This window comes from Roseivivax sp. THAF197b, from assembly GCF_009363255.1.
Classification (GTDB): domain Bacteria; phylum Pseudomonadota; class Alphaproteobacteria; order Rhodobacterales; family Rhodobacteraceae; genus Roseivivax.
On record NZ_CP045318.1, the window covers coordinates 3,397,146 to 3,410,859 of the forward strand.

Annotated in this window: 14 protein-coding genes; 6 read left to right on the forward strand and 8 right to left on the reverse strand. The window is 65.8% G+C overall.

The window, feature by feature from the left end:
• Positions 1 to 70: 70 nt before the first annotated feature.
• The 5 genes from FIV09_RS16345 (at position 71) to FIV09_RS16365 (ending at position 5,439) form a co-directional block, all read left to right on the forward strand.
• On the forward strand, positions 71 to 1,156 hold the full coding sequence (locus FIV09_RS16345; RefSeq protein WP_152451598.1) for a polyamine ABC transporter substrate-binding protein: 1,086 nt from the start codon (positions 71 to 73) through the stop codon (positions 1,154 to 1,156).
• A gap of 71 nt (positions 1,157 to 1,227) precedes the next feature.
• Positions 1,228 to 2,349 carry an ABC transporter ATP-binding protein gene (locus FIV09_RS16350; protein ID WP_152451600.1) on the forward strand — a complete coding sequence of 374 codons (1,122 nt, stop codon included), beginning with the start codon at positions 1,228 to 1,230 and terminating at the stop codon, positions 2,347 to 2,349.
• A 3-nt stretch (positions 2,350 to 2,352) separates the two neighbouring features.
• Complete coding sequence (locus FIV09_RS16355; RefSeq protein ID WP_152451602.1) at positions 2,353 to 3,243, forward strand: ABC transporter permease subunit; 891 nt, start codon at positions 2,353 to 2,355, stop codon at positions 3,241 to 3,243.
• 58 nt (positions 3,244 to 3,301) lie between these two features.
• Positions 3,302 to 4,120, forward strand: coding sequence for an ABC transporter permease (locus tag FIV09_RS16360; protein WP_152451604.1), 819 nt, complete (start codon positions 3,302 to 3,304; stop codon positions 4,118 to 4,120).
• Positions 4,120 to 5,439 carry an FAD-binding oxidoreductase gene (locus FIV09_RS16365; RefSeq protein ID WP_152451606.1) on the forward strand — a complete coding sequence of 440 codons (1,320 nt, stop codon included), beginning with the start codon at positions 4,120 to 4,122 and terminating at the stop codon, positions 5,437 to 5,439. The genes FIV09_RS16360 and FIV09_RS16365 overlap by 1 nt, the downstream gene beginning before the upstream one ends.
• 208 nt (positions 5,440 to 5,647) lie before the next feature.
• On the opposite strand, the gene FIV09_RS16370 is transcribed toward FIV09_RS16365, so the two are convergent.
• From FIV09_RS16370 to FIV09_RS16405, 8 genes are all read right to left on the reverse strand, one after another.
• On the reverse strand, positions 5,648 to 6,025 hold the full coding sequence (locus tag FIV09_RS16370) for a hypothetical protein (RefSeq protein WP_152451608.1): 378 nt from the start codon (positions 6,023 to 6,025) through the stop codon (positions 5,648 to 5,650).
• 10 nt (positions 6,026 to 6,035) lie between these two features.
• Positions 6,036 to 6,833 carry a DUF6478 family protein gene (locus FIV09_RS16375; protein WP_254702257.1) on the reverse strand — a complete coding sequence of 266 codons (798 nt, stop codon included), beginning with the start codon at positions 6,831 to 6,833 and terminating at the stop codon, positions 6,036 to 6,038.
• Positions 6,834 to 6,893: 60 nt separating this feature from the next.
• Complete coding sequence (locus FIV09_RS16380; protein ID WP_152451610.1) at positions 6,894 to 7,601, reverse strand: dihydroxy-acid dehydratase; 708 nt, start codon at positions 7,599 to 7,601, stop codon at positions 6,894 to 6,896.
• Positions 7,601 to 9,364 carry a dihydroxy-acid dehydratase gene (ilvD, locus tag FIV09_RS16385; protein WP_152451612.1) on the reverse strand — a complete coding sequence of 588 codons (1,764 nt, stop codon included), beginning with the start codon at positions 9,362 to 9,364 and terminating at the stop codon, positions 7,601 to 7,603. The genes FIV09_RS16380 and ilvD overlap by 1 nt, the downstream gene beginning before the upstream one ends.
• Before the next feature lie 273 nt (positions 9,365 to 9,637).
• Entirely contained in the window at positions 9,638 to 10,240 is a 603-nt protein-coding gene (locus FIV09_RS16390) for a pyridoxamine 5'-phosphate oxidase family protein (RefSeq protein ID WP_152451614.1), read from the reverse strand.
• Entirely contained in the window at positions 10,227 to 10,964 is a 738-nt protein-coding gene (locus FIV09_RS16395; protein ID WP_152451616.1) for a 1-acyl-sn-glycerol-3-phosphate acyltransferase, read from the reverse strand. Before FIV09_RS16395 ends, FIV09_RS16390 begins: the two co-directional genes overlap by 14 nt.
• Positions 10,964 to 11,869, reverse strand: a complete 906-nt coding sequence (locus FIV09_RS16400; protein WP_152451618.1) for an ABC transporter permease — start codon at positions 11,867 to 11,869, stop codon at positions 10,964 to 10,966. The genes FIV09_RS16395 and FIV09_RS16400 overlap by 1 nt, the downstream gene beginning before the upstream one ends.
• Positions 11,866 to 12,543 (reverse strand): cell division ATP-binding protein FtsE, encoded by a 678-nt coding sequence (locus FIV09_RS16405; protein ID WP_152451620.1) that lies wholly within the window; start codon positions 12,541 to 12,543, stop codon positions 11,866 to 11,868. The genes FIV09_RS16400 and FIV09_RS16405 overlap by 4 nt, the downstream gene beginning before the upstream one ends.
• Before the next feature lie 155 nt (positions 12,544 to 12,698).
• On the opposite strand from FIV09_RS16405, the gene FIV09_RS16410 reads away from it, so the two are divergent.
• Positions 12,699 to 13,577 carry a zinc-ribbon domain-containing protein gene (locus tag FIV09_RS16410; protein WP_152451622.1) on the forward strand — a complete coding sequence of 293 codons (879 nt, stop codon included), beginning with the start codon at positions 12,699 to 12,701 and terminating at the stop codon, positions 13,575 to 13,577.
• Positions 13,578 to 13,714 lie beyond the last annotated feature (137 nt).

The window sequence follows — 13,714 nt, forward strand, 5'->3', positions numbered from 1 at the left end:
GCTTCGGCAAATTTTGATCAAATTCAAGCTCACGGGGCAAAGACCCCGGACATATCAGGGAGCGAAACGCATGAGTTTCACCAAGCTGACCGGTGTTGCGGCCCTCGCGCTGGCCGCCGGAACCGCCGGCGCGCAGGAAGTGCGCGTCTATAACTGGTCCGATTACATCGATGAAGACCTGCTGACGCAGTTCGAGGAAGAGACCGGGATCGAGCTGATCTACGACGTCTTCGATTCGAACGAAGTGCTGGAGACCAAGATGCTCGCGGGCTCGTCGGGCTACGACGTCGTCGTGCCCACGGGCACCTTCCTGCAGCGCCAGATCCAGGCGGGCGCGTTCCAGAAGCTCGACAAGGAACAACTCCCCAACCTCGAGAACATGTGGGACGTCGTCTCCAGCCGGACCGCGCAGTATGACCCGGACAACGAATATTCGATCAACTACATGTGGGGCACGACCGGCATCGGCGTCAACGTCCCCAAGGTGACCGAGATCCTGGGCGAGGACGCGCCGATCTCGTCCTGGGATCTGGTCTTCGATCCCGCCAACATGGAGAAGCTCGCGGAATGCGGCGTGCATTTCCTCGACGCGCCCGCAGAGATGATCCCCGCCGCGCTGAACTATATCGGCGAGGACCCGGACAGCCATGACCCGGACGTCATCGCCAAGGCGGGCGAAGTGTTCGAGCCGATCCGCCCCTACATCCAGAAGTTCCATTCGTCGGAATACATCAACGCGCTCGCCAATGGCGATATTTGCGTCGCGGTGGGCTGGTCGGGCGACATCCTGCAGGCCCGCGACCGCGCAGCCGAGGCCGAGAACGGCGTCGAGATTGCGTACAACGCGCCCGACGAGGGCGCGCAGATGTGGTTCGACCAGATGGCCATCCCCGCGGATGCGCCCAACCCGGAAGCCGCGCATACCTTCCTGAACTTCATCATGGATGCCGAGAACATGGCCCAGGCGTCGAACTACGTCTATTACGCCAACGGCAACGAGGCATCGCAGGAATTCCTCGTCGAGGACGTGATCGACGACCCGGCGATCTACCCGACGCCTGCCGCGCTCGAGAACCTCTTCACCACGACGCCCTATCCGCCGCGCGTGCAGCGCACGGTGACGCGCCTCTGGACCGAGATCAAATCGGGCGTCTGATGCCCTGAGACGAGGCCCGCGCCCCCGTGCGCGGGCCTTTTTCGTCCGCCCCTTGCCCAATGGATGAGACCATGAGCCAGAACGTCTTCGCCCCCTGGGACGACCCGAATGAAAAACCGCTGATCCGGTTCAAGGGCGTCACCAAGCGGTTCGGCGATTTCACCGCCATCGACGATCTGACGCTCGACATCTACACGCGGGAATTCTTCGCGCTTCTGGGCCCCTCTGGCTGCGGCAAGACCACGATGATGCGGATGCTGGCAGGGTTCGAGACCCCGACCGAGGGCATCATCGAGTTGTCTGGCCAGAATATCGGGGCCGTACCGCCCAACAAGCGCGCCGTGAACATGATGTTCCAGAGCTACGCGCTCTTCCCGCATCTGTCGGTCTGGGAAAACATCGCCTTCGGGCTCAAGCGCGAATCGAAGGACAGCGACGCCATCGCCGCGCGGGTCGAAGAGATGCTGCGCCTCACGCGGTTGACCAAGTTCGCCAAGCGCAAACCCCACCAGATCTCCGGCGGCCAGCGCCAGCGCGTGGCGCTTGCGCGCAGCCTCGCCAAGGCGCCGAAGCTTCTGCTGCTCGACGAACCTCTGGGCGCGCTCGACAAGAAGCTGCGCGAAGAGACCCAGTTCGAGCTGATGGATATCCAGGAAAAGACCGGCACCACCTTCGTCATCGTCACCCATGACCAGGAAGAGGCGATGACCGTCGCCTCCCGCGTGGCGGTGATGGATGAGGGCCGGATCGTGCAGGTCGACACGCCTGACGTCATCTACGAGGCGCCGAATTCGGTCTATGTCGCGGACTTCATCGGCGACGTGAACATCATCGAAGGCCATGCCAGCCCCGAGGGCGAGCGCGCCCGCATCGACTGGACCGAGGGCCAGCCGCCCATCTGGGGTACACCGCGCAGCGGGCCTGCCAGCGGCAGGGTCTCCTTCGCGATCCGGCCCGAGAAGGTCGCCATCTCGAAGGAGAAGCCCGAAGGCCGTCGCAACCTGCTGGAAGGCGAGGTGATCGATATCGGCTATCTCGGCAATTCCTCGACTTATCATGTAAAGATCGCCGATGGCCGCATCTTCAAGGCGCAGACCGCCAACACGCGGCGGCTCATCAATCGCGACATCACCTGGGAAGATCGCGTCTGGCTGTCCTTCACCGAAACCGCCGGCGTGATTCTGGAGGGCTGAGCGATGCGCAAGGCCTTCCTCATCGCGGTGCCCTATCTGTGGCTTCTGCTGCTGTTCCTGGTGCCGTTCCTGATCGTTCTGAAGATCTCGCTGTCGGATATCGCGCTGGCGATCCCGCCCTATACGCCGACACTGGATTTCTCCGAAGGCTGGGCGGGCCTGAGGGACTTCATCGCGGCGCTCGATTTCGAGAATTTCGTCTTCCTGACCACCGACGATCTTTATTGGAAGGCCTATCTATCCTCGCTCAGGATCGCGGCGATCTCGACGCTGATCACTCTCGCCGTGGGCTACCCCATCGCCTATGCGATGGCCCGCGCCGCCCCGGAATGGCGGCCGACGCTGCTGATGCTGGTCATCCTGCCCTTCTGGACCTCGTTCCTGATCCGGGTCTATTCGTGGATGGGCATCCTGTCTTCCGAAGGCGTGCTGAACCAGTTCCTGATGGGCATCGGCGTGATCTCCGAGCCGTTGCAGATCCTGTCGACGAATACGGCGGTCTATATCGGCATCGTCTATACCTACCTGCCCTTCATGATCCTGCCGATCTACGCGGCGCTCGAAAAGATGGACGAGTCGCTTCTTGAAGCGGCGGAGGATCTTGGCTGCTCGCGGCTCGAAGCCTTCTGGCTGGTGACGGTGCCGTTGTCCAAGAACGGCATCATCGCGGGCTGTTTCCTGGTCTTCATCCCTGCCATCGGCGAGTTCGTGATCCCGTCCCTTCTGGGCGGTTCGAACACCCTGATGATCGGCAAGGTCCTGTGGGAGGAGTTCTTCTCCAACCGCGACTGGCCCGTGGCCTCGGCGGTGGCGATCGTGCTCTTGATCATCCTGATCGTGCCCATCGTGCTGTTCCAGCGCAACGAACAGAAGGCGCGGGAGGCGGACGGATGAACGACGCGATCTCCACCTGCCACGCCCGGACTGCGTGCCCGAAAGCGGAGGCGCTGGCATGAAACGCTTCTCGCTCTTCAACGCGACCTCACTGACGCTGGGCTTTGCCTTTCTCTATCTGCCGATGATCATCCTCGTGATCTACAGCTTCAACGAATCGAAGCTGGTCACGGTCTGGGCGGGCTTCTCCACCAAGTGGTACGGGGAGCTGTTCCGCGATCAGGAATTCCTCGATGCGGCCTGGGTGACGGTCCAGGTTGCGGTCTTCTCCTCGACCATCGCCACGGTGCTGGGCACCATGGCGGCGACGGTGCTTGTCCGGGCGGGCCGGTTCCGTGGGCGCACGCTCTTTTCCGGCATGATCTACGCGCCGCTCGTCATGCCCGAGGTAATCACCGGCCTGTCCCTGCTGCTTCTCTTCATCGGTATCGGGCTCGACCGGGGCATCTTCACCATCGTGCTGGCGCATACGACCTTCGCGATGTGCTACGTGTCGGTCGTCGTCTCCTCGCGGCTCACAGGCTTCGATCAGGCGCTGGAGGAGGCCGCGCTCGACCTCGGCTGCTCACCGTTCCAGGCCTTCCGGCTCGTCACCCTGCCGATCATTGCGCCTGCGGTCATTTCGGGCTGGCTTCTGGCCTTCACCCTGTCCCTCGATGATCTGGTGATCGCGAGCTTCACCACCGGCCCCTCGGCCACCACGCTGCCGATCAAGATCTTCTCGGCCGTGCGGCTTGGCGTCAGTCCGGAGATCAACGCGCTCTCCACGCTGATGATCGCCATCGTGACGATCGGCGTGATCACCGCATCGCTCGTCTCCAAACGCGCAGCGGTGGCGCAGGCCCGGGATGAGCAGATCGCGCAACGCGGCGCGTGATGACGCAGCGCCTTTACGAAGACGCGGCCTATGCGACGCCGCAGGGCTGCTATTGGACGGACGGGCTGACGGCACCGGACTGGCCTGTTCTGCACGGTGCCCAAAGCTGCGATGTCGCGGTGATCGGCGGGGGCTATACCGGCCTCGCCGCGGCGCTGCGCCTTGCAGAGGCTGGCGCGAAGGTCACGCTTCTCGAGGCAGAGATGCCGGGCTGGGGCGCGTCTGGGCGCAATGGCGGCTTCTGCTGTCTGGGCGGTGCGAAGGCGGGCGCAGGCCAGTTGCGCCGCCGCTTCGGTGCGGCGGGTCTTGCGGAGTGGCGCGCCACCGAGGCCGCCGCAATCGAGACCGCGTCGCGCCTGATCCACAGCCACGGCCTGGATGTCGACCGCCATTCCGAGGGCGAGACGCTTCTGGCCCATACGCCCCGCGCGGCCCGTGCCTTCGAGGCTGACGCGCGCGAGATCGAGGACGCGTATGGCGTCACCCCGCATATCACCCCCGCCCATGCCTTGGCCCAGGACGGTTTCGGCGGCAATTTCCACGGCGCTCTGACCACGCCTCTGGGCTTTGCCCTTCACCCCCGCAAATACCATCACGGCCTCGCCCGCGCCGCGTCGGATGCCGGTGTCGCCTGTCATGGCCGAAGCCCGATCACGACACTCACGCGCGACGGCGGGCGCTGGCACCTCGGCACGCCCGAAGGGCAGGTCAGGGCGACGCAGGTTCTGATCGCCACCAATGGCTACAGCACCGAGACGCTGCCCGATTGGATGCGCGCACGCACGCTGCCGGTGCAATCCTCGATCATCGTCACCCGGCCCCTGACCGAAGATGAGGCTGCGAGACAGGGCTGGACCACGCGCCAGATGGCCTATGACAGCCGCGTCCTGCTGCATTATTTCCGCCGCCTGTCCGATGGCCGCTTCCTCTTCGGCATGCGCGGTGGGCTGACCGCCCGGCCCCGCGCACAGGCGGCGATATCGAAGCGGATCAGGCGGGATTTCGCGCGGATGTTTCCGGAATGGCAGGGTATCGAGATCACCCATGAATGGTCCGGGCTCGTCTGCCTCTTGCGCGGGCTGACACCGTTCGTGGGCGCCGTGCCGGAGCATCCGGGGCTTTACGCAGCCCTTGGCTATCACGGCAACGGTGTTGCGATGGCCAGCCATGCCGGCACGCTCGCGGCGGATCTCATCCGTAAGGGTAAAGCAGACATCCCTGCCGCCATGGCCGCGCCACCCGCACGGTTTCCGCTCGGCCGGTTCCGCCGGGCGCTTCTCGCCCCCGCCTACCTCGCCGCCGAGGCGTTCGATCTCTAGGTGCCGGACTTTTGCCAAAAGCGGGTTCCGCAATAAAAAACCGGGCGCCGCTTCTCCGCACCGGGCTCATATCCCGCTCTTCACCTTTCCCGAAAACGCCGGGGGTCCGGGGGCAGGGCCCCCGGCTGCCGACGGGCGCCGCAGGCGACAGGCGGCCAGCGATGCGCGCGCGGCACGCGCGCTCCGCCGGATCACCTGCCCGCGCGCCCTACCCGGTCTCGAGGCAATGGCGCCGGAAGGCCCGCTTCAGCATGTCGAGCTCGGCGCGCAGAAGCTCGATCTCGGCGCGGATATCCTCGGCCAGCGCGTCGCCCGCGATCATCGTGAACGCGCCCAGCGTGACATCCGCATTGGCATCGGTGACGAGGATGGTCTGCACGCCATCGCCGATGGCCTCCACCGGCACGGGGATTTCCAGAAGCCACTGCCCGGCCGCACCGAGCGCGCTGACCCGAACGGCGCCCACGGCCTTGCCGTCCAGCGACACGGCCACCTCGGGCGTGGGCGCATCACTGGCCACGGCGGTGATCAGCCCTTCCCAGACGCCTTCCTTGAAGCGGGTTTTCGTCAGCGTGTAGCCACTCATCGCGCGCCCCTCACAGCTCTGCCCGCGGGCGGCGGCTGAAGGTCAGGTCGCGCAGCGTCATCTGGTTCATTTGCGGCCCCTCGAAGATGATATCGAGCCAGAGCTTCTCGACCCGTTTTTCGTTCAGCTTGGTATAGGCGAGATCGAACTCGATCATGACGTCGTCCTCGTGCAACGGCATCTCGCGTACGAGCTGCTCCGTATTGGGCCCGTGCTTGATGTTCAGCCGCGCGAAGATCTCGATCGGCTTTTCCAACTCGATGATCGTCTCGAGCCGGATGAGGTGCCGCCGCTTGAGCCCGCGCGCTGCCTCCTCGGGCAGGTCGATGGCAAGCGACAGATAAGAGCCGGTGAACCGGAACACGTCGAGGCGCAGACCGAAGGGCGCAAGATCCGCCTCGCGCGTATTGCGCAGCTGGCGCAGGGTCAGCTCCGAATGGGTGCAATCGTGAAAGAGCGTGGCCTCGCGGCCCAGCATGGATTTCGACTGCACAGACGACAGTCCCTTCACCGGCAGCGGCCCGGTCCACAGCTCCGGCCGCCAGGCCCAATCGGCGTCATGCGGACGCGGAAAGGCCTGGTTGCCGATCATGGGCAGGGCGAGGCGGTTATCGGCCACGTGCAGGATTTCGTCGATCTGGTGCTTGAGCTGACGGGCCTGCGCGCGCTGACGCCGCAAGGCACGCAGATCGGCCGCATGCGCGCCCTGTGCCACACGTTTCAGCCGCCGCAAGGCCGTTCGCTGCACCAATCCGTCTAGGAAATTCTGCCGCTCTGCCATCTGTCCCGCCGCCGTGTTCCGCCCCATGCGGTCCGGTCTTCGTCTTTCATTTTAGTACAGACTGTTTCGAAATGATAAACAGTCTTTTCAGCCGTTGGAGCCTTCGCCGCCCCCGGCGGAGACCGGCCGGGCGGGATCGGGGCTCGCATCGCGGATCTTCGCGAAGGTCTCCTGCAGGAGCCGCGCGCCGTCGCGATCCTCGATCCCGCTTTCGGCAGGTGCATAGATCGCAAGCCCGATCAGCCGGTTGCCCAGCAGGAACGCGCCGCGCCAGTAGCTTGGATCGCCCCCGTCGAACAGAGCATCCCCGCCGGTGCCCAGATAGGCCAGCGCCAGCCCGTCCTGATCCCGCGCCTCAAGGAGCGGCGCCTCGGCAAGCTGCGCCAGGGTCGCGGCGTCGGGCTGGGCGACGCGCTGTTCCTTCGGGCCGACAGTCACGGTGATGAGTGCCGGCGGCACGGCAGATCCCGCCGCTCCGTTCGACAGGATATTGCAGCTTGCCAGCACGACGAAACCGCGCGAGCGGCCGCTTTTGACCGTGGTGGGATCGACACAATAGCCGAACGGTCCCGCGACGATCACGTCGCCGCCTGCGATCTCCACCGCCTCGACAAGCGCCCGGGAGGCATCGGGCTGCGCCAGCGCCGCATTGCCCCCCTCGGACCCCGGAGAGTTGAACCCCGCGAGAAAGCCCCGGTTCGGGACAAGATCGCCGTCAGGCGTGACCTCGCAGCCAGCGAGCGAAAGGGCCGCAATTGCGGCCCCTGCACAGAGATATGCGCGTGGTGATTGCATCAAAGATCCATGTAGACGTGCTTTTCAGCCGCCCCGCCGGGATGGGTCACAGCGCCCTTGTAGGTCGCACCCACGAGCTGCGCGAATTTCCAGATAGCACCCGTGGCGTAGATCGTGTCGCGCGGGCCGGTCCAGGCCTTGCGGCGCTCTTCCATCTCCTCGTCGGAGATATCGACCGTCAGCGCGCCGGTGACCGCATCGATGGTGATCATGTCGCCGTTCTTCAGAAGCGCGATGGGACCGCCCTGCGCCGCTTCGGGACCCACATGGCCCACGCAGAAACCGCGCGTCGCACCGGAGAAACGCCCGTCGGTGATCAGGGCAACCTTCTTGCCCATGCCCTGACCGGACAGGGCCGCGGTGGTGGACAGCATCTCGCGCATGCCCGGCCCGCCTGCAGGGCCTTCGTTGCGGATGACGATGACCTCGCCCTCTTCGTATTCGCGGTTCTTCACGCCCTCGAAGGCGTCTTCTTCGCATTCATAGACGCGCGCGGGTCCTGTGAAGACCTGATCTTCCGCCGAAATGCCCGCGACCTTCACGATGGCGCCTTCGGGTGCGAGGTTGCCCTTGAGGCCCACGACGCCGCCCGTCTTGGTGATCGGGTTGGCAATGGTGTGGATGACCGTACCGTCGGCTTCGCGCGTGGTGCGATCGAGCTCTTCGCCGATGCTGCGGCCCGAGGCTGTCATGCAATCCTCGTGAATGAGGCCCGCCTTGCGCAACTCCTTCATCACGACCGGAAGGCCGCCCGCCTCGTAGAGGTCCTTGGCGACGAACTGACCGCCGGGCTTGAGGTCGACGAAATAGGGCGTGTCGCGGAAGATCTCGCAGACATCGTCGAGGTAGAACTCGATTCCCGCCTCATGGGCGATGGCGGGCAGGTGCAGACCGGCATTGGTCGAGCCGCCCGTCGCGGCCACGACGCGCGCTGCATTCTCCAGCGCCTTGCGGGTGACGACATCGCGGGCGCGGATGTTCTTCTCGATGAGGTTCATGACCGCCTGGCCCGACGCCTCGCCGTATTGGTCGCGGGATTCGTAAGGCGCGGGCATGCCCGACGAGTTGAAGAGCGCGAGGCCGATTGCCTCGGAGACGCAGGCCATGGTGTTGGCGGTGAACTGACCACCACAGGCGCCCGCCGACGGGCAGGCCACGCGTTCGAGCACGTCGAGCGCGGCATCCGACAGCTCGCCGTTCTGGTGACGGCCCACCGCTTCGAACATGTCCTGCACGGTCAGGTCGCGGCTGGCGAAATCGGCGGGGATGTCGGCCCCGGCGGGCGCCTTGCCCGGCAGGATCGAACCGCCATAGATGAACACGGACGGCACGTTCAGGCGCACCATGGCCATCATCATGCCCGGCAGCGACTTGTCGCAGCCCGCAAGGCCCACGAGCGCATCGTAGCAATGCCCGCGCATGGTCAGCTCGACCGTGTCGGCGATGGCTTCGCGCGAGGCGAGCGAGGAGCGCATGCCCTCGTGGCCCATGGCGATACCGTCGGTGACGGTGATGGTGGTAAATTCGCGCGGGCTGCCCGAGGCGGCCTTCACGCCGAGCTTCACCGCCTGCGCCTGACGCGACAGCGCGATGTTGCAGGGTGCGGCCTCGTTCCAGCAGGTCGCAACACCGACGAGCGGCTGGTGGATCTCCTCCTCCGACATGCCCATGGCGTAGTAATAGGACCGGTGCGGCGCGCGCGAGGGGCCCTCGGTCACGTGGCGGCTGGGCAGTTTGGTCTTGTCGAAGGGGCGCTTGAGCATGGTGTCCTCCCGGGCGGAATATGCGGCTCTTTGCGACGGGCATACAAAAGCGCCTGCCGCTTCACAAGAAGCAAGGCGGGATCATGCCGGACGTGTCAGGGCGCGAATGGTGCGCCTGGCCCTGCTCTTGGTTCATCTTCGGCGCCGGATGGCCGACTTGTGCGCCGCTCTTCCGCCGCGCGATGTTTTGGACGAGCGCACGCCACGGCACGAGCGGATTACGCACGACACCTTTGCGCAGCGACCAAGACAAGCAGGGCCTGAGACGCGCCGCTACCACATCCGCGGCTGCGCGCGCTCCTCGTATCCGTCGTCATGGGCCGCACCGCCCATCGCCCCGTCCGAGGCTTCGGCGATCAGCGTGCCCATGCTGGGCACCATGTCTCCGTCATCGCGCGACCAGAGACCCGAGCGCATGATGGATTTCGGGCATTGCCCGTAGGCTTCGGCGATCTCGATGACGATCACGCATTTGGGGTGTTTGCCGCGTTGCGCGAACCGCTCCCGCATGGCCGGGTCGTCGGTCAGGAAGGCCGTGCCGTTCACCCGCAGGATCGTCTTGCAGCCGGGCACCATGAACATCAGCGCGACGCGCGGATCCCGGACGATGTTGCGCAGGCTGTCGAGTCGGTTGTTCCCCTGCCAATCCGGCATCAGGAGCGTGTGGTCATCGGCGATCTGCACAACGGGGCCATCATCCCCGCGCGGGCTGCCGTCATTGCCCTCGGGTCCGACGGTCGAGAGCACGCAGAACCGCGCGGCTTCGATCCATTGGCGATGCGCGGGGCCAAGCTTCGTCATCACCTTGCCAAGCGAGGCCGGGACCGGTGCCTCGTAAAGCGCCTCGAGCGCCGCGATGCTGTCAATCTTTTGCATAGTCGACCCCCGCCTCATCGAGCAGCCGGTTCGAAGCGGTCTCGACCTCGGCCTCCAGCGTCTTGAGGAACGCGTCCTTCGGCAGACCCGCCTCGATCCGCGGCAGGAACTCCACGACCGCGACGCCAGGCTTGCGGTAGATGCCCTTGCGCTGCCAGTAGACGCCCGCATTCGTGGCGACGGGCACGCAATCCTGACCGATCTCGCTGAACAGGACGGCGGTGCCCACCTTGTAGGGCGCCTTGACGCCCGGCGGCACGCGCGTGCCCTGCGAATAGATGATCAGCTGGCCGGGCTTGGCGCGGCCCTTGGCGACATCGGCGACCATCTTCTTGATGGCCTGACCGCGCTTGCCGCGATCGACGGGCACGCAGCCGATACGAAGCCCGTATTGGCCGATGATGGGCGCGAACATGAGCTCGCGCTTCATGATGAACTTGCCCGCCGGGATCGCGTAGAAGATCAGGATGATATCCAGAAAGCTTTGATGCTTGGCCGCGATCATCACCTCGTCGATGGGTGGATTGCCCCGGATCTCATAGCGCAGGCCGATCATCCAGCGCGCGGTCCAGAGGGTGAACCGACACCAGGTCTTGCAGGCCGAGCGGGCGCCGCGCTCCGAAAAGACCGCCCAGGGGAACCACAAAAGGCCGATCACGGCCATGGCGATATAAATGACGATGATATGCGCGAGAGAGCGCAGCCACTGGATCGCGTAGGCCATCAGGCAAGCTCCTCAAGGACACGTTTGGCCGAAGCGCGGGTGGCCAGAAGGGCGACCAGCGCGGCAAGGGGCGGCACCAGAAGGGGCCAGATCCAGCCCGCGCCGCGAAAGCCCAGACCGGTCAGCACACCCGCCGCATCGCCGGTATCGGGCATCAGCGTGACCGCGATCATGCCGAGAAGGACGCCCGCTGCTGCACCGCCCAGCGCCCGCAAGGTGAAGCGGCGCACGAAGGCCCCGGCGATATAGGCATCGGTCGCGCCCACGAGGCGCAGCACCGCGATGACCTGCGCATTGGCCGCAAGGGCCGCATTGGCCGCCAGCGTCACCATCGCCGCAAGCGCGCCGAAGATCAGCACCAGCGCGGTCCAGCCCAGAAGCCGCAAGCCGCCTGCCGCCTCGAGAAGCGGCTCACGCCAGCGGGCGTGATCGTCCAGCACCGCCCCCGGCACCTCGGCCTGAAGGCGCAGGCGCAGACCGGCGGGATCCAGCCCCTCCTCGGTCTCGGTCACCTCGATCAGCTGCGGCACCGGCAGGTCGTCCAGCGGCAGGTCGGTGCCGAACCACGGCTCCAGCAGGCCGCGCTGTTCGGCCTCGTCAAGCGCGCGGGCAGAGGCCACGCCGGGTGTCGTTTCCAAAAGCGCGAGAGCGGCGGCCGTCTGGCGGGCCATCTCCTCGGCCGGGGCGGAAATGCGGATCGTGGCCGAACGCGCAAGCTCCTCGCCCCAACGCTCCGCGAGGCGCCCGGCCGCCAGAGACAGCGCAAGGGCGAAGACCGCGAGGAACGCCATCGCGGCGGCGGAAAAGAGCGTGAGCTGAACCGTGAACCCCGCAGGCGGCACGACCCGGTCCGCGCCTGCATCGCGCGACAGCACCGTGCGGAGATCGGACAGGAGCGCCTTCACAGATCCGCCCCCGCCGAGATGAGCCGCCGGTTCGAGATGCGCAGCACCCGCGCCTGCACATGCGCCTTGGCCGCGCGGATAAGGCTCAGATCGTGGGTGGCGATCATCACCGCCTTGCCCATGCGATTGAGCTCGATCAGGAGCCGCAACAGGCGTTGCGACATCTCCCAGTCGACATTGCCGGTAGGCTCGTCGGCAAGGATCACGTCGGGCGACATGATGACCGCACGGGCCAGTGCGGCGCGCTGCCGCTCCCCGCCCGAAAGCTCGGGCGGCAGGGCATTGGCGCGGTTCGTGAGGCCAACCCAGGTCATCAATTCCTGCAGATCGCCCTGATGCGCCCCGGCCTCGTCGCCGGACACGGCCAGCGGCAGGGCCACGTTCTCGGCCACGGGCAGGTGATCGAGGAACCGGCAATCCTGATGCACCACGCCGATCCGCCTGCGCGCCATGGCCACGCCATCGCGACCCATCTGGGTGACGTCCTGATCGAACAGGCGCACATGGCCGGCCGTGGGCATCAGCGCGCCATAACAGAGCTTCATCAGCGTGGTCTTGCCCGCCCCCGAGGGCCCGGTCAGGAAATGGAACGACCCCGGCGGCAAAGCCAGCGAGATATCGGACAGAAGCTCTCCGCCGCCATAGCTGTACGCCACCTTGTCGAACTCGATCACGCAGGGCCCCCTTCGGATTGCGCGATGTTGTGCCCGAGCATCGGCATGGTTTCAATCCATGGCTGTGACGAAAACGTCTTTTAACACATGCCGCAGCAGCTTATTGTTGCCAAAACAAGGGGTTTTCGGGTGGCAAAAGACAAGCGGAGCAAGCAATGCGGCTGACCTGCCCAAATTGCAACGCGCAATACGAAGTTCCGGTGGATGTGATCCCCGATGCGGGGCGGGATGTGCAATGCTCCAATTGCGGGCATACCTGGTTCCAGCATCATCCCGATCACGCGCCCGAGGCCGAGGATCCGGACGACCTGCCCGATCCGGTCGCGGATGATGCGGATTTCGAGGACGACCTTGCAGATGCCGAGGCCGCACCGCCCCAAGCCACCGGCCCCGAGACACCGCCCACAGCCCGGCGGCGCGGCCTCGATCCCTCCGTCGCCGAGGTTCTGCGCGAAGAGGCCGAGCGCGAAGCAAAGGCCCGGCGTGCGGGCGGCGATCCGCTGGAAAGCCAGCCGGAACTGGGTCTCGACAGTGCGGCGGAAACGGAAGAGGAGCGGCGCGCCCGGCAGGCCCGGGAGCGAATGGCGAAGATGCGCGGCCCCGCGGCAACAGAGGCGTCCGATCGTGCACCAGAGACTGCGCCCGACGACGGCCCATCGCCCGCACCGCGTGCGGAACGGGCTGCGAGCCCGTCCTCGCGCAGCGAAATGCTGCCGGACATCGAAGAGATCAACCAGACGCTGCGCGCCGCGACGGACCGGCGCCCCGCCGAAACCCCGGAAGGCCGCGCGCCCGAAGATCCGGGGCAGGAGAGCGGCGGGTTCTCGCGAGGTCTGGCCATCGGCATCCTGATCGCGGTGCTCGCGCTGGCGCTCTACATCTTCGCAGCCCCGATTGCCGAAGCCGTGCCTGCGCTGGCCCCCGCCCTCGATGCCTATGTGGCGCAGGTCAACGATCTGCGGGTCTGGCTGCAAGTCGCGCTGGAACGCCTCGGAGAGATGATCGGCGGGGCGGCGGCACCCGCGCCGGAGTGATCGGTTCAGACAGGGAATTTCGAGCGCGGGCCCACAAGAAATGCGTCCAATTTTTCGCATTTCGCGGGATTTAAGCGGCTGCGGAAAACCGGTTGGTAAAGAATAGCGCCTAGCGTGATCCCCGATATTGAACGGGG